Genomic DNA, 22,647 nt, shown 5'->3' on the forward strand with positions numbered 1-22,647 from the left:
TCTCCTCTAATAACGCCGTCATCCTCGCGAACGCGGTCACCTAGGTGGGGAATCCAAATTTCTACGTAAAATGGATTCCCGCGTTCGCGGGAATGACGTCTTAGAACATCATAAAGGTTGCCAATGACGCAAATCTCCACCATCTTCGCTGAACTCGGTTTCGACTTCTCCGCCCACGCCGGCAATGACCTGCACTCACGCTCGCCACGCGACGGCGCTGTGATTGCTTCGCTGCGCGCACATAGCGTGCAAGAAACCGAGAGCGCCATCAAGAACGCCCATCAAGCCTACGAAAAATGGCGCGTGGTGCCGGCGCCGGTGCGCGGCGAGCTGGTGCGCATCCTGGGTGAAGTGCTGCGCGAATATCGCGAGCCGCTGGGCAAGCTGGTGACGCTGGAATCCGGCAAGATCCTGTCCGAAGGCATCGGCGAAGTGCAGGAAATGATCGACATTTGCGATTTCGCGGTCGGCCTGTCGCGCCAGCTGTATGGCCTGACCATCGCTTCCGAGCGCCCCGGCCACCGCATGATGGAAACCTGGCATCCACTGGGCGTTTGCGGCGTCATCACCGCTTTCAACTTCCCGGTTGCCGTATGGGCCTGGAATGCAGCGCTGGCGCTGGTCTGCGGCAATGCCGTGATCTGGAAACCATCGGAAAAGACGCCGGTAGTCGCCCTCGCCGTCCATGCCCTGTATGAAAAAGCCGTGGCGCGCTTCTCGCAATCGCGTCCGGACCTGCTGCCGGCCAACCTGTGCCAAGTGGTGCTGGGCCGCGCCGAAATCGGCGCTAGCTTGTCCGCTTCGCCGCTGGTGCCGCTGATCAGCGCTACCGGCAGCGTACGCATGGGCCGCAAGGTCGCCACCACCGTCGCCGAACGCCTGGGCCGCAGCTTGCTGGAACTTGGCGGCAACAACGGCATGATCGTTACGCCGACCGCCGACCTGAGCCTGGCTTTGCGTGCGATTACTTTCTCTGCGGTCGGTACTGCAGGCCAGCGCTGCACCAGCCTGCGCCGCCTGTTCGTCCACAGCAGCATCTATGCCGATGTGGTCAGCCGCATCGAGCGTATCTACGCCAGCGTCAAGGTGGGCGATCCGCTGGAAGCCGAAACCCTGGTCGGCCCGCTGGTCGATCAGCAATCGTTCGATAGCATGCAGGCCGCGCTGGTGCAAGCCAAGGCTGAAGGCGGCGTAGTCACCGGCGGCGAGCGGGTACAGGTCGGCGATAACAGCAATGCCTTCTATGTGCGGCCGGCGCTGGTGCGCATGCCGCAGCAGAGCGACATCGTGCATCACGAAACCTTTGCGCCGATCCTGTATGTGCTGAGTTACGATGATTTCGAAGATGCGGTGCGTCTCAACAACGCTGTGCCGCAAGGCTTGTCTTCCGCCATCTTCACCAACGATGTGCGCGAAGCGGAAGCGTTCATGTCCGCCAGCGGCAGCGATTGCGGCCTGGCCAATGTCAACATCGGCACCAGCGGCGCGGAAATCGGCGGCGCTTTCGGTGGCGAGAAGGAAACTGGCGGCGGCCGCGAATCGGGTTCGGATTCCTGGAAAACCTACATGCGCCGTGCCACCAATACCATCAACTACAGCCGCACCTTGCCGTTGGCGCAGGGCGTGAAGTTTGATATCGACTAAGCGACAATAAATTATAAAAGGCCGGCTGAGATTTCCATCTCAGCCGGCCTTTTTCTTTATATCTTCAACAACGTCGGTGCACGCTGCTGCAAGATATCTTCCATACGCACCTGGATCGCCTGTTTCATTTCGGGATGCGTCAGGATATAAAATCGCTCCGACTGGATTGCATCGAACACGTCGGCCGCTACCTGCGTCACAGGAATGCCATTCTCCACCGCTTGCAGCACCGCCATGCCTACCTTGGCTGCCACCGGATCGAAAGCTGCCTGCTCTGATTTACCTTCGCGATTACGTTCCGAATGCCCGATACCGGTCTTGACCCATCCCGGACACAGCACCGAGACCTTGATCAGCGATTGCCGCAATGCCAGATCGTGATGCAAGCCCTCCGATACCGTCACTACCGCATGCTTGCTGGCGTTGTAGCTGGCCAGGCTAGGCTGTGAGGTCAGGCCGGCCATGGAAGCGGTATTGACGATATGCCCTTCCTCAACGTGTTTCAGCATGGTCGGCACAAAAGCGCGCAAGGCATGGGTAACGCCGTAAAAATTCACGCCCATGACCCAGTCCCAGTCCTTCTGCGTGGTTTCCCAGGCCGGCTTGGCGACCGCCACACCGGCGTTATTCATCAGCAGATGGACCTTGCCGAATTTGGCGAAAGCCTGCTCCGCCAGCGCGTTGACCTGCTCTTCCTTGGCGACGTCGGTAGGCACGCCGATCACCTCGACGCCTTGCTCCTTGAACTCTGCTACCGTCGCTTCCAGCTTGGAGGCGTTGATATCGGCCAGCACCAGTTTCATTCCTTCAGCGGCGGCGCGTACTGCAATACCTTTGCCGATGCCTTCTGCGGCGCCGGTGATGACCGCGACCTTGCCATGCAAATTCTTCATGAGATTTTCCCGTTGTTCCAAGCTTCAGTTCAGCAGATAACCGCCATCGACATTCAGGCAAACCCCGGTGGTGTAGCTGGCTGCCGGCGATACCAGATACAGCACCGCGCCCGCCATCTCGTCCGGCTGGGCCACGCGGTTCATCGGGATATGCTCCAGCGCCTTGCTCAGGATCGCCGGGTTATCCATCAATGCCGCAGCGAACTTGGTTTCGGTAAAACCCGGCAGCAAGGCATTGACGCGCACGCCGCTGGCGGCACATTCCTTGGCGAAGGCTTTGGTCATCGAGATCACCGCGGCCTTGGTAATCGAGTAAATGCCCTGGAACACGCCTGGCGTGACGCCATTCACCGAGGCGACATTGACGATGGCGCCGCCACCGCCTTGCGCCATCAGTTTGGCGCCATACGACGACATGAAGAAGTAGCCGCGGATATTGACGTCCACCGTTTTCTGGAACGCCGCGACATCGGTCTCGACGATCGGCCCGAAGTGTGGATTGGCCGCAGCGTTGTTGACCAGGATATCCAGCCGCCCGTGCTTGCCGGCTATGCCCTGGAACAACGTTTCGATCTGCACCATTTCGCCGATATGGCAGGCTATGGCTTCTGCCGTACCGCCGGCAGCCACGATCTCGGCCACCACTTTCTCGCAAGCGTCCGCCTTGCGGCTGGACACGATCACATGGGCGCCGTGCTGCGCCAGTGTCTTGGCGATCGAAGCGCCGATGCCGCGGCTGGCGCCGGTCACCAGGGCGATTTTTCCGCTCAGATCAAAAATGGATGCGTTTGCCATGTTTTCTGTCTCCTTTTATACTCTGAAATAAGCCCCGCGTCATTCCCGCGAACGCGGGAATCCATGGTAGGCAACAAACTGGATCCCCGCGTTCGCGAGGATGACAGCTTTTTAGAATTGCGCGTTATCTGTAACTCACTAAGGTCGGATCGCATGCGCGTTCGAGATGCGAAAAATTGTTCATGTAGCTCAAGCTGACGCGGCCGGGCCGGTACAGCAGCTTGGTCACGCTGGTGTTGACCAGCGCCCAGTTCACATCAAAAATCTGCCGGTCTGGAATCCCCAGCAGCTGCTGGCAAATCACGCTGATCGGACCGCCCGAGGTAAACACCCAGGCCGATTGCCCTTTGCCGACCTGGTCAAGCAGCCTGGCCATGGCGCCGTTGCAGCGCGCTTTGAAAGCCGGCCACGGTTCGTGGTATTCGGCGTCATGCTCACCGCCGACCCAGCGCGCGACCGCCTTGACAAAAACCCGCTGAAACGCGCGCTCCGGATTGTCCTGCTGTTCCAGATAGGCGGAGAACAAGCCATCGGCAAACTGCGGCATATAACGCGCCAGCACTTGCTTGTGGTCGAATTCGTCAAAGCCCTCATCTTGTATCATCCGGCGCTGACGCCCGGCTGCCGGCGCCGCCAGCGCCTCGATACATGCGGCGCTGCTTTGCTGATGGCGCAGATGGCTACCTGTGACCACCAACGGCATCTCCTGCCCGCTTTGCGCCAGCCACTGCCCGAGGATGGCGGATTGCCGCACGCCGAGGTCGGACAACTGGTCATAATCCGCGGCGCCGAAGCTTGCCTGGCCGTGTCTTACCAGATAGATCGCGGCCATTCAATGCCGCCCTCGTTGGATTGCCATCTGCAGGTCTAGGGTCATATGGTCGATTGCGCGATCAGGTTCTTGCAGCGCTGTTCAAGATAGTTGGTGACGTGGACGAAAAAGGCAAATTGCGGATTCTTGGTTTGCCCGTGATGGAAACGGTAATAAATCTGCTGCACGATCACCGCCAGCCGGAACAGTCCGTAGATTTCGTAGAAGTCGAAATGATCGGTGCGGTAACCGGTTTTCTCGCCGTAATAGGCTATCACTTCCTTGCGCGTCAGCATACCTGGCAAGTGCGTCGGCTGGCGGCGCATTTGCTTGAATTGCGGCTCGTCGTCGGCTTGCACCCAGTAGGCCAGCGTGTTACCGAGGTCCATCAGTGGATCGCCCAGGGTCGCCATTTCCCAGTCCAGCACGCCGATGACTTGTAGCGGATTGCCGGGATCCAGCACCACGTTATCGAAACGTAAATCGTTATGGATCAGGCAGGTGGCGACGTCGGCCGGCATCTTGTCGCCCAGCCAGCGCATCACGTCTTCAAAATCGACGGCGTCGTCGGTACGCGCCTTGCGGTAGCGCTCGCTCCAGCCGGCAATCTGGCGCTGCACATAACCGTCGCCCTTGCCCAGATGGGCCAGGCCGGCGGCGTGATAATCGACCTGGTGCAAGGCGATCATCTTGTCGATGACATTCAGGCACAGCTGGCGGGTATCGCTTTCGCTCAGTGTCAGCCCGGCCGGTAATTTGTCGCGCAGGATAATCCCACGCAGCCGTTCCATGACAAAGAAATCGCTGTCCATCACGGCGCGGTCCTGGCAGGTCGCGATGACCGCCGGCACATAGGGATAGACCGGCTTCAGCTCGGCCATGATGTTCGCTTCACGCAGCATGTCGTGCGCCGACTTGGCCTTGGCGCCAAACGGCGGCCGGCGCAGGATCAGCTCGCGATTGGTGTAGCTAAGAAGATAAGTCAGATTGGAAGCGCCACCCGGAAACTGCTTTACCGCCGGTGTGCCTTCCAGGCTGGCGTCGACGCCTTTCAGAAAAACGTCTATCTTGGCAAGGTCCAGTTCTTCGCCGCTACGCACCGCACCAGCCTGGTCGATCAAGCTCATGCGTGCTCTCCTTGCAGCGCCGCCTTGGCCGCTTGCGCTTTCAGTTCCAGCTTGGCGATCAAGGCGCGGTGCACCTCATCCGGACCATCCGCCAGCCGCAGCACGCGGGCATAGGCAAACAGCGCCGTCAGCGGCAGATCGTCGCAAACGCCGGCGCCGCCGTGTATCTGGATCGCCTGGTCGATCACCAGTTGCGCCACGTTTGGCGCCACCACCTTGATTTGCGAGATTTCGCTCATCGCCGCCTTGGCGCCGACGGTATCCATCATCCATGCCGCTTTCAACGTCAGCAAACGCGATTGCTCAATCGCCATGCGGGCATTGGCGATAATGTCGGCATTGCCGCCGAGATCGGCCAGCGGCTTGCCGAACGCGGTACGCGTCAGTGCCCGCTTGCACAGCATTTCCAGCGCCACTTCCGCCGCGCCGAGCACACGCATGCAATGATGGATGCGGCCTGGCCCGAGACGGCCCTGGGCAATTTCAAAGCCGCGCCCCGGTCCGGCGATGATGTTGGCCAGCGGCAGCCGTACGTTGGTGAAACTGACTTCACCGTGGCCGTAAGGTTCGTCCAGCGCACCGAATACCGGCAGCATGCGCTCGATCTTGACGCCCGGCGTCGCCATCGGCACGATCACCATCGAATGCTGCGCATGCTTGGGTCCGTCCGGATAAGTCAGACCCATGAAAATCACGAACTTGCAGTTGGGATGGCCAATGCCCGTGCTCCACCATTTGCGGCCGTTGAGCAGCACCTCGTCGCCGTCGAGCAGCGCCGTGGCGCGCATGTTGGTGGCGTCGCTGGAAGCGACTTCGGGTTCGGTCATGCAAAACGCCGAGCGGCATTCGCCCGCCAGCAACGGCTTCAGCCATTGTTCTTGCTGCGCCGGCGAACCGTATTTGGCCAGCACTTCCATGTTGCCGGTATCGGGCGCGTTGCAGTTGAAGACTTCGGGCGCGATGAACGAGCGGCCCATGATTTCCGCCAGCGGGGCGTAATCGGTATTGCTGAGTCCTGCTCCGAACTCTTCATCCGGCAAGAACAGGTTCCACAGGCCGGCTTCCTTGGCCTTGGCTTTCAAGGCCAGCATCACTGGCGGCACATTCCATGGCAACGGCCCGCGCTTGAGCTGGCTGAAATACTCGGCTTCGGCGGGCAGCACATGCTCGGCCATGAAGGCATTGAGCAGTGCTATATATTTCCGGGCCTTGGGAGAATAGGAAAAATCCATTGCGTCCTCGACTGTGTGATGAAAGGGAATCCCAAATAACGCGTATTGCTTCATTCCCGACCGGGTCATTTCCGACCGAGTCATTTCCGCGCACGCGGGAATCCATATTGCCAACGTTAGCGTGCCAATACTTACGGAAACGTGGATCCCCGCGTACGCGGGGATGACTGAACGTTTAGAGATCATCTAATTAGTTGAAGTGTGCCGTAAGCACTATAATTCATCAAATGAATGATTTACATAGACCATAATTAATCTCATGCATATAAGCCGCATCGACCTCAACTTGTTCGTGGTGCTCGACACCATCTACGCTGAAGGCAATATCACGCGCGCCGCCAAGGCGCTGAGTCTGACCCAGCCGGCGGTCAGCCATGCGCTGGCGCGCTTGCGCGACTTGCTGGGCGACCCCTTGTTTATCCGGCAAGGCAGCAACATGCTGCCGACGCCGATGACGCGCTCGCTGATCGGTCCGGTGCGGCAAGCGCTGCAAACGCTGGAAGTCAGCGTCAAGCATGGCAACCAGTTCGATCCGATGGTGACACGGCGCAGTTTCAACCTTGGCTTGCCAGGCGTGCTGGAGGCGCGCCTGCTGCCGCCGCTGATGCAACTGCTGCAAGCGCAGGCGCCACTGGTGGAGATCAATTCAGTGCGGGTGGAAAGACGGCAGCTTGAATCCGAGCTGGCGGCAGGCACGCTAGACATCGCGGTCGATGTCTTGTTGCAGCGGCCGGGAGAAATACGCAGCACGCCGCTGTCGCGCGATGCGCTGGTGGTGGTGGCGCGCCAGGATCATCAGGCGCTGCAAACTGCGGCCGGACTGGATCTGGAAACTTATCTGGCGCAAAGCCATATCCTGGTGTCGTCGCGCCGCACCGGGCCCGGGGTGGAAGATGTCGAACTGGCGCGCATCGGCCGCCAGCGCCATATCGCTCTGCGCTGCCAGCACTACTATGCGGCCTGCCAGGTGGCCAGCAGTTCCGACCTGCTCACCACCATGCCGGCGCACTACGCGCAAATCGCCAACGTCAACTTGGCGAACCGGATCTACCCGCTGCCGCTGGCGACGCCGCCGTTGGATGTCTATTTGTACTGGCACGACAATGCCGAGCTGGATCCGGCCAATCGCTGGCTGCGCGGGGTGCTGAGCCAGCTATTCCCCGCGCAGGAGATGACAGCTTAGAAATAAGACAGGCCGAGCGCTGCCTTGACTTCATCGGCAGTCTTTGCCGCCACTTCACGCGCCTTGGCGGTGCCCTCTTTGAGAATTTGCATGACGTGGCCCTTGTCCTTGGCCAGTTCTTCGCGACGGGCGCGGATCGGCGCCAGCAAGTCCTGCAAGCAAGCTTCCAGACGGGCCTTCACCAGGCTGTCGCCCAGGCCGCCGCGCACATAGTGCGCTTTCATCTCCGCCAGACCGTCTTTATCCTGATCGAACGCATCCAGGTAAAGGAAGGCCACATTACCTTCCAGATGACCAGGATCCTGCACCCGCAGATGCAGCGGATCGGTGTAGACCTGTTTGACGGCGGCGCGGATTTCATCGGCCGTGGCGCCAAGATTGATGGTGTTACCCAGCGATTTGCTCATCTTGGCCTTGCCATCGATACCCGGCAGGCGGCCGATTTCCGGCACCAGCGCCTTCGCCTCGACCAGTACGTCGCGGCCGACGGTGCGGTTGAAGCGACGGACGATTTCATTGGTTTGTTCGATCATCGGGATCTGGTCTTCGCCGACCGGCACCAGCGCCGCCTTGAAGGCCGTAATATCGGCGGCCTGGCTGGCCGGGTAAGTCAGGAATCCGGCTGGAATATCGCGCTCGAAACCGCGCAGGCGGATTTCTTCCTTGACCGTGGGGTTGCGCTCCAGGCGTGCCACGGTGACCAGGTTCAGGTAATAAAAGGTCAATTCCGCCAGCTCGGGAATCTGCGACTGGATCAGGATGGTCGACTTGGCCGGATCGATGCCGACCGCCAGGTAATCCAGCGCCACTTCCACCACGTTGCGGTGCACCTTGTTGGTATCGTCCATATTGTCGGTGAGCGCCTGGGCGTCGGCCAGCATGATGAATTGCTTGTAGGTGTGCTGGTATTCGATGCGATTGCGCAGGCTGCCAACGAAATGGCCGAGATGCAGAGGGCCGGTGGGGCGATCGCCGGTCAGGATGACGGCAGATTCTGAGGATTTGGGTGACTCGGTGGCTGGCAAACTCATTGAAATTCCTTTAGCGATATCCTGAAAACCCCATATTGTGCCACTAGCCGGGCTGTTGACATGGAAAAGCCGCAGGGGATTTCTCTCCGGCGGCTTTTTTTCAGGATCGCTACGTTGGGTTACGCTACGCTAACCCAATCTACAACGGCGACAAAGACATCGTTTAGCTGGCTTTTTCTTCCTGCTCGATACCGGCTAGTATCCAACCGCCCTGTCCTTCGGTCGGCTTGGACAGATTCCATATCTCGGCAAACGGAGCGGCCGCGACGTTTTCGTCTTCCTTGATCATGCCGGTGAAGCGGACGCTGGCGAGGTAATCGCTATCGATCGTGTCGATTCCCAGCAATTCGGCATCCAGCGTCACGACATCGGTATGGTTTGCCGAAGCGCCGCGCTCTTGTAATTGCATGCGCAGTTCGGCAAACATTTCCGGCGTCGTGAATTCACGGATGTCGTTGCTGTCGGCCTTGTCCCAGGCTGCCTGCAGGCGCAGGAAGTAAGTCTTGGCGTGTCGCAGGAAACCGGCCGTATCGAAATCGGCAGGTACGCCCCAGGCTGCAGCTGTTGCAGCAGCGCCGGCGCCGACTGCCGCCGTTGCAGGCGCGGCATCAAATGCGTTGCGTTGCATCGGTTGCTCGATGCGCGAAGCGATTTCCGGCGTGAAGCTGGAAGGCGCCGCGCTGGCGAATGCCGGGCGCATGCCGTTGTTGGTCGAGCTGCCGTTGGCCATTTTGCGGCGCACCAGCTTGTAGATGAACATGGCGGCAAACGCGAACAAGGCGATCATGATCATGTTGCTGATCATACCGGCCATGGCACCGCCCAGGCCCATGCTGGATAACAATGCGCCCAGGCCGAGGCCAAGCAATGCGCCGCCCAGCATGCCTTTCCACATGCTTGGCTTGGCTGCCGCGGCGGCGCCGGCCGCGGCAGGCGCTGCTACGGCAGCGGCCGGTTTGGCGGCTTGCGGTGGCGTAGCCTGGCGGTTCATGCTTTGCGATTTCTTGCCAAAGGAACTGCCGCCGCCCATGCGTTTGGCTTCCACGGTGGCGATACCGGCTGAGAACGTCATGGCAACGACGATCAGCGCGACGAATAATTTTTTCATGCTTTCTCCTGAGATTTGACGCCATGTCCGACATGGCCATAGGTATTGCTGGTAATGCTGATTTTTCCTGTGCATGCGGTGACGATCAAATGCCGCAAACGAGACGCGCATAAAGACGCAACTCAGCGCACTGATCGGCAAAAATTGGATGCAAGGGATGGGCTATGCGCCTGCCGCCGAATCGAAGATCCGAGCGGCGTCAAGGCGCTTAAGCTCTGGGAGGAGGTCCGGCCGGCGGCAAAAACGGTGGCTGGCGCGCCTTGTCGTTACTCAGCGCGGGGGTTGCGGCAATTGCCGTGGCGGCAAATATGAAGGGAAATGCGGGCACCGTCTCGTCGCCGAGATCAACATGCATCTCAATCTCGTCGGCGGCACCATTCTCGTCGTCCTGCAAGCCGCCGCTGTCGGCAGCGTTGCATTGCATCGCAGAATCATTTTGCTGGACCATAGCTGTATATGACAGCGTCGCCATCGCATCTGCCTGGGACTCAGGGATGCCTGCAAAGACTTGCATAGGTAGTATGAATATCAGCAAAAGGATCAGTAAGCGTTGCATCAGAGCAGTAAACCAGGTCCGGACGAAATCAAGTGCACTGATTATACCAAACAGCCGTGCCAATTTGACATTCGGTCTTGCTGATGAGAATGAAACGCCATAGACTACAAGCAGCTTCCATCCACCCTATAGGGAAACACCCCGATCATGCGCATTTTGCTTGCCGAAGACGACAGTGTATTAGCCGATGGATTGACGCGCTCGCTGCGGCAGTCTGGCTATGCGACTGATTGCGTCATGAACGGGATGGAAGCGGACTCCGCTTTGTCGACCCAGGACTTCGATCTGCTGATCCTCGATCTCGGCTTGCCGAAGATGAGCGGGCTGGAAGTGCTGCGCCGCCTGCGTGCGCGGAATTCGCACCTGCCGGTACTGATCCTGACCGCCGCCGATTCGCTCGAACAAAGAGTCAAAGGGCTCGACCTCGGCGCCGACGATTACATGGCCAAGCCGTTTGAACTGTCCGAACTGGAAGCGCGCGTACGCGCATTGACCCGCCGTGGCGCCGGTGGCGGGCCAACGGTGATCAAGCACGGACCGCTGAGCTATGACCAGGTCGGGCGGATTGCGTATATCAATGAACAGATGCTGGACCTGTCGGCACGCGAACTGGGCTTGCTGGAAGTCTTGCTGCAACGCACCGGCCGCCTGGTATCCAAGGAACAGCTGGTCGACCATCTGTGCGAATGGGGCGAAGAAGTCAGCAACAACGCCATCGAAGTGTATGTCCACCGCTTGCGCAAGAAAATCGAAATCGGCGGCGTGCGGATCGCCACGGTGCGCGGCCTCGGCTACTGCCTGGAAAAAATCAGCGAACCGCCGGCCAGCCCGGCCGCCCCGGCAAGCAACGTAGTCGCCTTCTCTCCACTCGACTCGTCGCGCCGCCGCTAAGGCCTGTATTATGTCCGACGCTTTGCCCGAGGTTATGTCCGACCTTATGCCCGACGCCCGCTCGCCGGATACGCTGCCGTCCACCCATTCCGCCACTGCGCCGCCGGCGCATGCCGAAGAACGCGTACAGCGTTCGCTGTTCGGCGAAATCCTCGACTGGATGCTGGTGCCGCTGCTGCTGGTGTGGCCGATCAGCATCGCGATTACCTATGTGGTGGCGAAATCGATCGCCAACCAGCCTTTCGACCAGGCCCTTGACGACAGCGTCATGGTGTTGTCGCAACAGGTCATCGAAACCAACGGCAAGGTCACCACTCGCCTGAACGGCCCGGCCCGCGATTTTCTGCGCGCCGACGATATCGACAATGTGTATTACCTGATCACCGATGCACAAGGCCGTATCATCGAGGGCGACCGCGACCTGATCATGCCACCCGAAAATGCCCTGGATGACGCTACCCATCCAGGCACGGTGCAGCATCGGGATACCATCTTGCACGGCGCCGACGTCCGTGTCGCCTACGCCTATGTCGATCTGCGCAGCGTCGCCGAGGTCAATGCTATGGCGACGGAAAAAATAGCGCCGCGCACGGCGCTGGTGCAGGTCGCGGAAACCCTGGAAAAGCGGGCGCGGCTGGCGAACGCCATCATCAAGGGCGTAATCCTGCCGCAATTCCTGATCCTGCCGATCGTGCTGGCGCTGATCTGGTTTGCACTGTCGCGCGGATTATCGCCGCTATCTGAATTGCAGCAAAGGATCCGCGCCCGCCGGCCAGACGACCTGAGTCCGATCGAAGCGGGCCAGGTGCCGGAAGAAATCTCACCGCTGGTGGGTTCGCTGAACGACATGCTGGCGCGACTATCGCTTTCGATGCAAACCCAGAAGCGTTTCATCGCCGACGCCGCCCATCAGATGAAAACCCCGCTGGCCGGCATGCGCATGCAGTCGGAACTGGCGCTGCGCCAGACTCGCCAGGAAGATATCCACCGCTCGCTGGAACAGCTCGCGAAGAGTTCGGAGTCCGCCACCCGGCTGGTGAACCAGTTGCTGTCGCTGGCCAGGGCGGAAAACCAGTCTCAGGAAAATGCGCCCTTCGTGCAGCGCGATCTCTCCGAATTCGCCCGTAACGTCGTGCAGGACTGGGTCCAGGCTTCTTTCACCCAGCGTATCGATCTCGGTTTCGAACAGGCTGAACAGCGGCTGCCGGTGCTGTGCAATCCGCTCATGCTGCGCGAACTGCTCGGCAACCTGATCGACAATGCGTTGCACTACACGCCGGTCGAAGGCAGCGTCACGGTGCGCGTGCGCGCGGAACCGCAAACCGGCATGGCCGAATTTGCAGTCCTTGAAGTCGAAGATACCGGCCCCGGCATCCCGCCGGCCGAGCGCGACCAGATATTCCACCGCTTTTACCGCATCCTCGATAATCGCAGCAGCGGCAGCGGGCTGGGATTGGCAATCGTGCGCGAGATAGCCTTGCAGCATGAGGCCGAAGTGACGATTTCCTATAATCCGCGCAGCACCGACCCTGAAATGCCTGGCAGCCTGTTCCGCGTCAGCCTGCATTTGCTGAAGACCGCCGAAGCGGATTTCCGCTGATTTCCCTATCCTGATTCCGGACCAGCCAACCTCATGTTCAAACACCGTCCTCCCACCCATTGGCGCAGCACCAGGCGATTGACCCTGGCGCTGTTGCTGGTCTGGTTCGGCCTGACTTTCGGCGTCATCTTCTTTGCCCGTGAACTGGCAAACATGACCTTGTTCGGCTGGCCGCTATCGTTTTACATGGCGGCGCAAGGACTGGCACTGGGTTATCTGCTGATCGTCGCAGTGTATACCTGGCAAATGCGGAGCATCGACCGCCGCCATCAAAGCGATGTACAACGCAACGGCGACCGATGAACGATAAATCCTTCTTCTGGCGACTGGTGCGCTACTACAGCTGGTACACCGGCGGCTTCATCGCCTTGCTGCTGGTGCTGGCGATCCTGGAACAGGAAGGCTTGCCGCGCACCTGGATCGGCTACCTGTTCATGTTTGCCACCGTGGTGCTGTACGCCGGCATCGGCATCATGAGCCGTACCTCTGAAGTCTCCGAATACTATGTCGCCGGCCGCCGCGTGCCGGGACTGTTCAACGGCATGGCGACCGCCGCCGACTGGATATCCGCAGCCACCTTCATCAGCCTCGCCGGCGGCCTGTACCTGCAAGGCTTTGACGGCCTCGCCTACATCATCGGCTGGACCGGCGGCTATTGCCTTGTGGCCTTGCTGATCGCGCCATATTTGCGCAAGTTCGGCCAGTACACCATTCCGGATTTCCTGGCGGCGCGTTACCGCGGCCGCACCAGCAGCAATCCGGTGCGGATCCTGGCAGTGATCGCCACCATACTGATTTCTTTCATCTACGTGGTGGCGCAAATCTATGGCGTCGGTCTGATCGCTTCGCGCTTTACCGGCGTCGATTTTTCGGTCGGTATTTTTCTCGGCCTGGCCAGCATCCTGGTGTGTTCCTTCCTGGGCGGCATGCGCGCCATTACCTGGACCCAGGTCGCGCAGTACATCATCATCTTGTTCGCCTATCTGATCCCAGTGATCTGGCTGTCCGGGCAGCACACGCACAATCCGGTGGCGCAGATTTCCTACGGCTCGGTGCTGACGCAAATTACCGATATCGAAAAGAAGCTGGATGTCGATCCGAAAGAAATGCAGGTACGCGCGATCTTCAAGGCCAAAGCCGAGGCCTACGATGTCCGCCTGCGCAATCTGCCGACCTCCTGGGACCAGGGCCGCATCGAAGCGCAACAGTTCCTGGAAAAACTCAAGCGCAACAACGGCTCGTTGATCGATATCCGCGCCGCCAGCCGCGCCCTCAGCAGCTATCCCAAAACGCCGGAAGAAGCCGAGCGCAGCTGGCAGCAGGAGAAGGAAAACTACCTGGCGCGCGCCGAACCGCCGGTTCCGCAAGCCACACCGTTTGCCGCCAGCAGCCCGGAAGCCTCGGACATCAAGCGCAACAATTTCCTGGCCCTGGTGTTTTGCCTGATGCTAGGCACCGCCGCCCTGCCACATATCCTGATGCGCTACTACACCACGCCATCGGTGCAGGAAACCCGCAAATCGGTATTCTGGACCCTGTTTTTCATCCTGCTGATCTACCTGACGGTGCCGGCGCTGGCGGTGCTGGTGAAATACTACATCTACACCTCGCTGGTGGGTTCCGACTATTCGCACCTGCCGGAGTGGGTCTCGTACTGGGCCAATATCGACAAGGCGCATCCGCTGGTCAGCATTACCGACATCAACCACGACGGCATCGTGCAGCTCTCGGAAATCGTGCTGGACGGCGACATCATCGTGCTGGCGACGCCGGAGATCGCCAAGCTGCCGTACTACATCTCAGGCCTGGTCGCCGCCGGCGGCCTGGCCGCAGCGCTGTCGACCGCCGACGGTTTGCTGCTGACGATTTCCAACGCCCTGTCGCACGACGTCTATTACAAAATGATCGACCCGCAAGCCTCGACCGCCAAGCGGGTGACGGTGTCCAAGTTGCTGTTGCTAGTGGTAGCGCTGCTGGCAGCCTACACCGCGTCATTGAAGCCCGGCGACATCCTGTCGATGGTAGGCGCCGCATTTTCGCTGGCCGCGTCCGCCCTGTTTCCCGTGCTGGCGCTAGGCGTATTCTGGAAGCGCGGCAACCAGGAAGGAGCAATGGCCGCCATCGTAGTCGGCTTCGCCACCTGCGTGTACTACATGCTGCATACCTATCCAGCGCTGGGCGGTTCAGCCAGCGGCCAATGGTTCCACATAGCGCCGATGGCGGCCGGCGTGTTCGGCGTGCCCGCCGGATTACTGGCCCTGATTGTGGTCAGCCTGCTGACCCCGCCACCAGACCCGCGCGCGTTGACACTAGTAAATCAAATCCGCGCACCGTAACCGGTTGCGGTTGCTTTTGAAGTTGCAGTTGCAGTTGCAGTTGCTTTTGAAGTACCCCGCATTGAGAACTTGCCAAAAGAGGCGCGTGGCAGTCGGGAATTGTGGGGCACATGTCTGAGCGAAGCGAGTTTGTGCCCCACCCGACTGGCACGCACCGCTTTTGGGGACCTGACCGAAGGAAAGGCAAGGGCTTTGCGGTCGCCTTCTTTTTAGTTACTTTTTCTTGGCGAAGCAAGAAAAAGTAACTAGCTGCCGGGCTACCCCCGGCTTGCATCCACGGAGTAACCGCCGTTTCGAATGCAAATGCGTGTACTCCGTGGCCCGTTAAATGGGGTCAGAGTAATTTACGACGATAAAGCTGTCGTAAAAAAACTATGACCCCATTTAACTACGATTGACTCAAACTGCGAATCCGAAACCCGGGGCTTCATTTGCCGGCATGACTGTGACAGCGACATCCATGGTTTGCTGCCCCCCGCCGATCAAGACACCCCGCAAAGGCGAAACATCAAGAAAATCTCGGCCCCACCCCAGTGTAATGTGACTGGTATCAGGGAAAATCCCATTAGTCGGATCCGCATCAATCCAGTTGCTCGGCTGGCCGTCGATGCCAGGACAATACACCGACACCCAAGCATGCGAAGCATCCGCCCCGATCAGACGCGGCTGCCCCGGCGGCGGCTCAGTCAGCAAATAACCGCTGACATACCTCGCCGCCAGCCCCAACGACCGCAAGCAAGACAACATGAAATGCGCAAAATCCTGACAAACCCCGCGCTGAGTAGCAAACACCTCGGTAACCGGAGTCGAAACAGTAGTAGCCAGCGGATCAAAAGTAAACTCGCGAAAAATCCGCGTCATCAAATTCTGAACGCCATCCAGCAAAGACAACCCCGGCGTAAACGATTCCATCGCATAAGCCAGGAACTCACGCTTGATACGCACATGCGCCGACTCGAACAAATACCGCGTAGCCTCCAGATCATCGGGCAGCAAAAACTGCCCCGCCTGATACGACAATTTGGCGCGCGCCGATTCCCACGGCGGCGTCAACGGCGACAACTGCCGCTGCGTCAAGGTAACCCAGGAATCCGCAATGGCGCGCAAATCGGTGTGATCGATCTCCAAAGAAAACGACTGCATGGGATTGCCGAAACTATCCAGCAGCAAGCGCAAATTCTGCGGCTCCGGCGTAATCCCGATGCCATGCGAAGTACAGGTTTGCCAAGGCAGCGAACGCGGCGTCAAGCGCAGCATCTGATGCGACAACCGCACCGGCAGCGAATACGCGTAGTGCGTATCGTGACGGATGTGATAAACGTACTCGCTCATTACGACACCCCCTGGCTGACCGGCGCACTCAAAGGCGTAAAGAAATGCCGCGCCAGTTCATCCGACAAGGCAAACGCTCCGGTAATCGCATCACGCATCAGTTGCACCAGACGCGCATGCGCGTCGGCCACGAACAAGGAATCATGACTCAGATCCTGCAATTCAAATTCGCGCAGCAAGGCCGACAAATGCGCCGGCGTATCCATGCTGAGGGTTCCCAACTGCTCGCCGATATCGCTCAGATAACGTTCCAGCATCTGGAACTGGAATGCGATCCCGTGCGGATTGCTGACGTCGAACACCAGCAGATGCAATACCGGCAGCCACTCCGGCGCACGCCGGTAGCGCACCCGGTAAGTGACCACGCTATTGGCCGACTCCAGCAGCCACGGCAGGGTCTTGTTCTGCGACTCCACCGGCAAGCGCAAAAACTGCCCGAACAAAGTGGCCAGATGCGTCATGCGTTCGATATGCCGTCCCAGCATCAGGAAATGCCAGCCTTCGTCGCGGGTGGTGTCGTCCAGCGCATGGCCGGCCAGGCCGACACAAGCCTGGATCACGTTATTGAGCATGTTCAACGCCAGCGCCGGCGTCGTTCCAGCCGGACCACCGCTGTCCGCCACCAGACCGGGCATGCGATTGATGGCATGCCAGTTATCGAGCGAAAGATGCTCGCGCACCTGGTAGCCGCAATGATGCAGATGCCGCAGGTTGCCGGCGATGCTGGTAGCAACCGCGGGATCGACAATCGCGGCAATCAAAGCTTGCTGCAAGATGTTGATGGTTGGCTTTCCTGCAGCTGACAGGTCTGGCAATGCAATCCCGAGACCTCGGCAAATCTCACAGAGCTGATAAAAATTCTCGCGCGTTTCGCCCTGCAGATCGGTACTGCGTTGCAAGGTGGCGCGCAGCAAATGCGCAAGGTTGTCGCAACGCTCTGCGTAGCGGCCCATCCAGAACAGGTTTTCGCCGGCGTGTGAAGAAATATCCACCGTGCTGCGAATCGTATCGAGCGAAGTATGCAAGGCGCGCTGTCGACCATCCTGATTTTCAAACGCGGCTGCCGGCGCCGCATTCGCATCCGCGGTCTCCTGCCGCACCTGCCCCAGTACCCAGACATCCTTGCTGGCGCCGCCCTGCTGCATTGAAACGATATCCTTGCGCTGGCGCGGCGCAACCCGCGTCAGCCCGCCCGGCATCACGTGATAACTGCCATCGGCGGCGGCCACCACGAATACCCGCAGGCTGATGGCGCGGCTCATCAAACGATATTCGCCGCTGCGCGACAACACCGGCGCTTGCGACAGACGCACCCATTCCTGCGCCACATACGCGTGCGGCTGAGCCAGCAGGCTTTCAATCACGCGCTGGCGTGACTGCGCATTCAGGCTGTGACCATAAATCGGCTGCATCCGCATCGAGGGGAAGGCCGGCATGATCACCAGTTGTTCAAGATTGGCCAGGGTGTATTCGAGCGCGGGCTTTTCGCCGCACCACCAGGACGCCACGGCCGGCAAGGCCAGCGGCTGGCCCAGCAAGCGTTCGCTGATGGCCGGCAGAAAGCCGTGCAAGGCGCCCGACTCCAGCACGCCGCTGCCGAGCGAATTGGCTATCAGCACATTGCCGAGACGGGCGGCTTGCACCAGGCCGGGAATGCCGAGCGCGGAATCGGCGCGCAATTCCAGCGGATCGCAATAGTCGTCATCCAGCCGCCGCAGGATCGCATGCACCCGGCGCAAGCCGCTCAGGGTTTTCAGGTAGACCATATCGCCGCGCACCATCAGGTCCGCGCCTTCGACCAGCGGGAAACCCAGCGTATGCGCCAGGAATGCGTGCTCGGAATAGGTTTCGTTATACGGCCCCGGCGTCAGCAGCACCACCAGCGGCGGTTCGCCCCCGGCCGGCGCCAGCTCGCTCAGGCTGTTATGCAGGGTATGGAAGAATTTCAGCAGCGATTGCACATGCATGTCGCGCACCGTGTCCGGCATGGCGCGTGACATGATCTGGCGGTTTTGCAAGGCATAACCGGCACCCGAGGGGCCCTGGGTGCGATCCGACATGACCCACCAGTGGCCATCCGGTGAGCGCGCCAGATCGATGGCGTACAGGTGCAAGTGAATCCCGCCCGGCGGCTCGATGCCACGGCAAGGCCACAGATAGCCATGCTGGCCGAAGACCAGCGCCGGCGGCAACAAACCTTCTGAAAGTAAAGTCTGCGGTCCGTACAGATCGGCCAGCACAGCATTCAGCAAGCGCGCACGCTGGGTGACTGCCGCGGACAGCGTTTGCCATTCTTCCGCTGAAATAATCTGCGGCAGCAGGTCCAGCTCCCAAGGCCGGTTGGCGCCTTGCGGATCGGCATACACATTGTAGGTAACGCCGTCGGCGGCGATGGCTTCGCGTACTTCGCGCGCACGGCGCCGCAGGATCTCCGGGGACAAATCTTCCAGCTGATCGATCAGGGTCCGCCAATGCGGCCGCAAGCGGCCGCCTGCCTCTAGCATCTCGTCGTAACGATCGGCTTCAGCAGGATAACTTTCGAGTAAACGCCGGTACATGGTTGGTTGCTTGCGTCACTTTAATTGGTTAAAGACAACCTGCGCCAAGGAATCAAAGAACTCCGCCGCGTCATTCCCGCGAACGCGGGAAACCATTTTAGGCGGCAATTTGGCTCCCCGCGTTCGCGGGGATGACAGCGTTTTAGAGGAGCCTTGACTGGCGAGGTTGATCAGAAGTGACGTAAGTCTAACGTAAATGGGAACTCGACGGACGCTATCGCTTGCTTTATTTGCATCGTTCCCGGCGTGTGATTGAGGCGGAAATAACGTCCCAGGCGACGGCTTTCGGCCTCGAAGGCATTGACCGGGAAAGTATCGTAGCTGCGCCCGCCCGGATGCACCACGTGATACTGGCAACCGCCCAGGCTGCGGCCATTCCAGGTATCGACCAGATCGAAAGTCAATGGCGAGTCGATGCCGATGGTCGGATGCAACGCCGATGGTGGCTGCCAGGCGCGGTAGCGGATGCCGCTGACAAACTCGCCGCCCCTGCCGGTCGGCTGTAGCGGCACGGCCACGCCGTTGCAAGTCAGCACATAGCGGTCTGGCGCCATCCCGCTTACCTTCACCTGCACCCGCTCCAGCGAGGAGTCGACGTAACGGGCGTTGCCGCCGGAACGGCTTTCCTCGCCCAGCACGTGCCACGGTTCCAGCGCCGTGCGTAGTTCAAGCGCGATGCCGTTGACGGCGTAGTCGCCGATTTTCGGGAAACGGAACTCGAAGTGCGGTGCGAACCATTCCGGCTTGAGGGCATAGCCAGCTTGCTGCATGTCGTCCATGACGTCGCCAAAATCCTGCCAGATAAAATGCGGCAGCAGGAAACGGTCATGCAGTTCCGTACCCCAGCGCACCAGGCGCGGCGGCTTGTAAGGCGTCTTCCAGAAACGCGCCACCAGCGCCCGCAGCAACAGCTGCTGGGTCAGGCTCATGCGCGCATGTGGTGGCATTTCAAAGGCGCGCAACTCCAGCAGGCCGAGACGGCCGGTACTGCTGTCCGGCGAGTAAAGCTTGTCGATACAGAATTCGGCGCGGTGGGTGTTGCCAGTGACATCGATCAGCAGATTGCGCAGCAGGCGGTCGACCAGCCATGGCGCACAGCTTTCCTTGGCGATCTGCTTTTCCATCTCGGTGAAAGCCAGTTCCAGCTCGACCACCGAATCGTTGCGGGCTTCATCGACGCGCGGCGCTTGCGAAGTCGGGCCGATGAACATGCCGGAAAATATATAGGACAGCGCCGGATGGTTGTTCCAGTAGCTGATCAGGCTGCGCAGCAGATCCGGACGGCGCAGGAACGGCGAATCGCCGGTAGTGGCGCCGCCCAGCACCAGATGGTTGCCGCCGCCGGTACCAGAATGGTGGCCGTCGAGCATGAATTTCTCGGTGGTCAAGCGGGTTTCGCGCGCCACGTCATACAAGAAAGTGGTGTTGGCGACCAGTTCGCTCCAGCTGTGCATAGGCTGGACGTTGACCTCGATCACGCCCGGATCCGGCGTCACGCTGAATTTCTTCAGGCGCGGATCACTAGGCGGCTCATAGCCTTCCAGCAGCAACGGCTGTTGCAAGGTTTCCGCGGTCGCTTCTATCGCAGCTACCAGTTCCAGGTAATCATCGAGGCGCGCGAGCGGTGGCATGAACAGATACAGCACGCCGTTGCGCACTTCGGCGCACAAGGCGGTGCGAGTGATGTGCGCAGCGGACTCGGCTGGCGCCGGGATGCTGGTGAGCCGGGCCGGGCTGCTGGCGTCAGTACTGAAGGCGGTACTGTATTTCGGCGCATCAGTGGTTGCGGCTGCGCTTTTGGCAGCAACCGGCGTTGCCAGTTTCTGCCGTAGTTGCCGCGCCGGCGGCAACGGCTCGAATTTCTGCGTAGGATCCGGCTGATGCACATGGGGAAAATCGCCAGCCTTGACCCACGGCTGAGAATCCAGCGGCAAGCGATAACCCAGCGGTGAATCGCCGGGCAGCAGATAGCAATGGTCGCCGCGCAAATACCAGTTACCGCTTTGCCAGGCCTTTTCATCCGCAGTGCGGGCCAGCGGCAAGACATAGCCGGCTACCTTGCGCAGTCCCTGCGAGAATACCCGCGCCAGCCGCGCCCGCTCTTGCTTGTCGTCCAACCGCGCATCGGAAGGATCGACATTGATCGCCAGCCGGCGCTCGCGCCACAGGTAGTAATAGATATCTTCGTAGGCGGCAAAGACGTGCTGCCGCTCTAACGTCAGACGCGTAGCGACGCTATGCAGGAAACGTTCGGCGACACCTTCATCGGTCGCCTGTTTTTTTGTTTCATCGGCAATCAGCTCAGGTATATTCCAGATCGGTTCGCCGTCTTTACGCCAGTAACAGTTCAGAGCCCAACGCGGCAGCTGCTCGCCCGGATACCATTTGCCCTGGCCGAAATGCGGCAAACCCTGCGCCGCATATTGCTCGCGCAAGCGATGATAAAGTTGCACCGCCAGAGGCTTCTTGGTCGGGCCCATGGCGGCGGTATTCCATTCGTCGCCTTCGGGGTCGTCGAGCGCCACAAAGGTCGGCTCGCCGCCCATGGTCAGGCGCACATCGAGCTCGTCCAGGTCATCGTCGATGGCATGGCCGAGTTCTTCGATCTGCTCCCATTGCTGCTCGCTGTAAGGCTTGGTGACGCGCGGCGATTCAAAGATGCGCCTGACGCTCATTGCGTGACCGAATTCGACTTCGCTCGGCTCGACCATGCCGCTGACCGGCGCCGCCGAGGATGGCTCGGGCGTGCACGACAACGGGATGTGGCCTTCGCCGGCCAGCAAGCCGGAAGTCGGGTCGAGACCGATCCAGCCGGCGCCGGGCAGATACACTTCGCACCAGGCGTGCAGGTCGGTGAAATCGGCTTGTGGTCCGGACGGACCATCCAGCGATTTCTGGTCCGCCGTCAGCTGGATCAGGTAGCCGGACACAAAGCGCGCCGCCAGCCCCAGATGGCGCATGATCTGCACCAAGAGCCAGGACGAATCGCGGCAGGAGCCGGACGCCAGGTCCAGAGTCTGTTCCGGCGTTTGCACCCCGGGCTCCATGCGAATGGTGTAACCGATCAGTTGCGCCAGTTGCTGGTTCAGGTTGACCAGGAAATCTTCGGTGCGGATCTTTTCGCGCGGCACCGTATCCAGGAATTTTTGCAGCTGCGGCGTCACCGGCAATTTCTTGCGGTACGGTTCCAGCTCGTTGAGCAATTCCGCCGCATAGGTAAACGGCACTTTCTCGGCATACGGTTCGAGGAAGAAATCGAAGGGATTGAGGACCGACATTTCGGCCACCAGGTCGACTTCAATCTGGAATTCCGTCGTCTTTTCCGGGAACACCAGTCGCGCCAGGTAATTGGCCTGCGGATCTTGTTGCCAGTTGATGAAATGGGGCTGCGGCAAAATCCGCAGCGAGTAGCTCAGGATCCGGGTACGGCAATGCGGCGCCGGCCGCAGGCGAATGATCTGCGGGCCGAGGCTGATGGCCTTGTCGTAGCGGTAGGTAGTGAGATGGTTGAGTGCAACGTGAATTGACATGGATATCCTCTGCGACAATC

The 22,647-nt window shown here is 60.0% G+C and carries 17 protein-coding genes; 6 read left to right on the forward strand and 11 right to left on the reverse strand.

What is annotated here, in order from left to right; translation table 11 throughout:
- Positions 1-123: 123 nt before the first annotated feature.
- Positions 124-1,644, forward strand: a complete 1,521-nt coding sequence (locus tag ABI171_RS14475; RefSeq protein ID WP_348093246.1) for an aldehyde dehydrogenase family protein — start codon at positions 124-126, stop codon at positions 1,642-1,644.
- Between the two features lie 56 nt (positions 1,645-1,700).
- Here the strand turns inward: ABI171_RS14475 and ABI171_RS14480 are convergent, their stop codons facing one another.
- The 5 genes from ABI171_RS14480 to ABI171_RS14500 all read right to left on the reverse strand — a co-directional run bounded on the left by ABI171_RS14480 (position 1,701) and on the right by ABI171_RS14500 (position 6,502).
- Positions 1,701-2,537, reverse strand: a complete 837-nt coding sequence (locus tag ABI171_RS14480; protein WP_348093247.1) for an SDR family NAD(P)-dependent oxidoreductase — start codon at positions 2,535-2,537, stop codon at positions 1,701-1,703.
- A gap of 24 nt (positions 2,538-2,561) precedes the next feature.
- Entirely contained in the window at positions 2,562-3,332 is a 771-nt protein-coding gene (locus ABI171_RS14485; RefSeq protein ID WP_348093248.1) for an SDR family oxidoreductase, read from the reverse strand.
- Between the two features lie 124 nt (positions 3,333-3,456).
- Positions 3,457-4,164 (reverse strand): histidine phosphatase family protein, encoded by a 708-nt coding sequence (locus ABI171_RS14490; RefSeq protein WP_348093249.1) that lies wholly within the window; start codon positions 4,162-4,164, stop codon positions 3,457-3,459.
- A gap of 41 nt (positions 4,165-4,205) precedes the next feature.
- Positions 4,206-5,270, reverse strand: coding sequence for a phosphotransferase family protein (locus ABI171_RS14495; protein ID WP_348093250.1), 1,065 nt, complete (start codon positions 5,268-5,270; stop codon positions 4,206-4,208).
- Positions 5,267-6,502, reverse strand: coding sequence for an acyl-CoA dehydrogenase family protein (locus ABI171_RS14500; protein ID WP_348093251.1), 1,236 nt, complete (start codon positions 6,500-6,502; stop codon positions 5,267-5,269). Before ABI171_RS14500 ends, ABI171_RS14495 begins: the two co-directional genes overlap by 4 nt.
- A gap of 259 nt (positions 6,503-6,761) precedes the next feature.
- Here ABI171_RS14500 and ABI171_RS14505 point away from each other — a divergent pair, with 259 nt between their 5' ends.
- A complete protein-coding gene (locus tag ABI171_RS14505; RefSeq protein ID WP_348093252.1) occupies positions 6,762-7,685 on the forward strand; it encodes a LysR family transcriptional regulator in 924 nt (307 codons plus the stop codon).
- Here ABI171_RS14505 and trpS read toward each other — a convergent pair.
- From trpS to ABI171_RS14520, 3 genes are all read right to left on the reverse strand, one after another.
- Positions 7,682-8,716: a tryptophan--tRNA ligase gene (trpS, locus tag ABI171_RS14510; protein WP_348093253.1), complete on the reverse strand. Its 1,035-nt coding sequence runs from the start codon at positions 8,714-8,716 to the stop codon at positions 7,682-7,684. The two genes, ABI171_RS14505 and trpS, sit on opposite strands and share 4 nt — an antisense overlap.
- Before the next feature lie 163 nt (positions 8,717-8,879).
- Positions 8,880-9,824: a Tim44-like domain-containing protein gene (locus ABI171_RS14515; RefSeq protein WP_348093254.1), complete on the reverse strand. Its 945-nt coding sequence runs from the start codon at positions 9,822-9,824 to the stop codon at positions 8,880-8,882.
- A gap of 208 nt (positions 9,825-10,032) precedes the next feature.
- The gene (locus ABI171_RS14520; protein ID WP_348093255.1) at positions 10,033-10,443 is read right to left on the reverse strand and encodes a hypothetical protein; all 411 of its coding nucleotides are present in this window, start codon (positions 10,441-10,443) and stop codon (positions 10,033-10,035) included.
- A gap of 84 nt (positions 10,444-10,527) precedes the next feature.
- On the opposite strand from ABI171_RS14520, the gene ABI171_RS14525 reads away from it, so the two are divergent.
- Genes ABI171_RS14525 through ABI171_RS14540 form a run of 4 tightly spaced genes read left to right on the forward strand, consistent with a single transcriptional unit; the run spans position 10,528 to position 15,207 of the window.
- Positions 10,528-11,271 (forward strand): response regulator transcription factor, encoded by a 744-nt coding sequence (locus ABI171_RS14525; RefSeq protein ID WP_348093256.1) that lies wholly within the window; start codon positions 10,528-10,530, stop codon positions 11,269-11,271.
- Positions 11,272-11,305: 34 nt separating this feature from the next.
- Entirely contained in the window at positions 11,306-12,871 is a 1,566-nt protein-coding gene (locus tag ABI171_RS14530) for a sensor histidine kinase N-terminal domain-containing protein (RefSeq protein ID WP_348093257.1), read from the forward strand.
- A 33-nt stretch (positions 12,872-12,904) separates the two neighbouring features.
- Positions 12,905-13,174: a DUF4212 domain-containing protein gene (locus ABI171_RS14535; protein ID WP_348093258.1), complete on the forward strand. Its 270-nt coding sequence runs from the start codon at positions 12,905-12,907 to the stop codon at positions 13,172-13,174.
- Positions 13,171-15,207 carry a sodium:solute symporter family protein gene (locus ABI171_RS14540; RefSeq protein WP_348093259.1) on the forward strand — a complete coding sequence of 679 codons (2,037 nt, stop codon included), beginning with the start codon at positions 13,171-13,173 and terminating at the stop codon, positions 15,205-15,207. Before ABI171_RS14535 ends, ABI171_RS14540 begins: the two co-directional genes overlap by 4 nt.
- 399 nt (positions 15,208-15,606) lie before the next feature.
- Here ABI171_RS14540 and ABI171_RS14545 read toward each other — a convergent pair whose 3' ends face one another.
- The 3 genes from ABI171_RS14545 to ABI171_RS14555 form a co-directional block, all read right to left on the reverse strand.
- Positions 15,607-16,539, reverse strand: a complete 933-nt coding sequence (locus ABI171_RS14545) for a transglutaminase family protein (RefSeq protein ID WP_348093260.1) — start codon at positions 16,537-16,539, stop codon at positions 15,607-15,609.
- Positions 16,539-19,097, reverse strand: a complete 2,559-nt coding sequence (locus ABI171_RS14550) for a circularly permuted type 2 ATP-grasp protein (RefSeq protein WP_348093261.1) — start codon at positions 19,095-19,097, stop codon at positions 16,539-16,541. Before ABI171_RS14550 ends, ABI171_RS14545 begins: the two co-directional genes overlap by 1 nt.
- A gap of 170 nt (positions 19,098-19,267) precedes the next feature.
- Positions 19,268-22,627 carry a transglutaminase family protein gene (locus ABI171_RS14555; RefSeq protein ID WP_348093262.1) on the reverse strand — a complete coding sequence of 1,120 codons (3,360 nt, stop codon included), beginning with the start codon at positions 22,625-22,627 and terminating at the stop codon, positions 19,268-19,270.
- Positions 22,628-22,647: the final 20 nt, after the last annotated feature.

It is taken from the genome of Collimonas sp. (assembly GCF_039923675.1).
Classification (GTDB): Bacteria; Pseudomonadota; Gammaproteobacteria; order Burkholderiales; family Burkholderiaceae_D; genus Collimonas.

Excerpts from the sequence above, each read along its gene's own strand:
- ABI171_RS14490 (WP_348093249.1), bottom strand. The coding sequence starts at position 4,164 with ATGGCCGCGATCTATCTGGTAAGACACGGCCAGGCAAGCTTCGGCGCC.
- ABI171_RS14525 (WP_348093256.1), top strand. The coding sequence starts at position 10,528 with ATGCGCATTTTGCTTGCCGAAGACGACAGTGTATTAGCCGATGGATTG.
- ABI171_RS14480 (WP_348093247.1), bottom strand. The coding sequence starts at position 2,537 with ATGAAGAATTTGCATGGCAAGGTCGCGGTCATCACCGGCGCCGCAGAA.
- ABI171_RS14530 (WP_348093257.1), top strand. The coding sequence starts at position 11,306 with ATGTCCGACCTTATGCCCGACGCCCGCTCGCCGGATACGCTGCCGTCC.
- ABI171_RS14550 (WP_348093261.1), bottom strand. The coding sequence starts at position 19,097 with ATGTACCGGCGTTTACTCGAAAGTTATCCTGCTGAAGCCGATCGTTAC.
- trpS (WP_348093253.1), bottom strand. The coding sequence starts at position 8,716 with ATGAGTTTGCCAGCCACCGAGTCACCCAAATCCTCAGAATCTGCCGTC.
- ABI171_RS14485 (WP_348093248.1), bottom strand. The coding sequence starts at position 3,332 with ATGGCAAACGCATCCATTTTTGATCTGAGCGGAAAAATCGCCCTGGTG.
- ABI171_RS14545 (WP_348093260.1), bottom strand. The coding sequence starts at position 16,539 with ATGAGCGAGTACGTTTATCACATCCGTCACGATACGCACTACGCGTAT.
- ABI171_RS14555 (WP_348093262.1), bottom strand. The coding sequence starts at position 22,627 with ATGTCAATTCACGTTGCACTCAACCATCTCACTACCTACCGCTACGAC.
- ABI171_RS14495 (WP_348093250.1), bottom strand. The coding sequence starts at position 5,270 with ATGAGCTTGATCGACCAGGCTGGTGCGGTGCGTAGCGGCGAAGAACTG.
- ABI171_RS14535 (WP_348093258.1), top strand. The coding sequence starts at position 12,905 with ATGTTCAAACACCGTCCTCCCACCCATTGGCGCAGCACCAGGCGATTG.
- ABI171_RS14515 (WP_348093254.1), bottom strand. The coding sequence starts at position 9,824 with ATGAAAAAATTATTCGTCGCGCTGATCGTCGTTGCCATGACGTTCTCA.
- ABI171_RS14505 (WP_348093252.1), top strand. The coding sequence starts at position 6,762 with ATGCATATAAGCCGCATCGACCTCAACTTGTTCGTGGTGCTCGACACC.
- ABI171_RS14540 (WP_348093259.1), top strand. The coding sequence starts at position 13,171 with ATGAACGATAAATCCTTCTTCTGGCGACTGGTGCGCTACTACAGCTGG.
- ABI171_RS14500 (WP_348093251.1), bottom strand. The coding sequence starts at position 6,502 with ATGGATTTTTCCTATTCTCCCAAGGCCCGGAAATATATAGCACTGCTC.
- ABI171_RS14475 (WP_348093246.1), top strand. The coding sequence starts at position 124 with ATGACGCAAATCTCCACCATCTTCGCTGAACTCGGTTTCGACTTCTCC.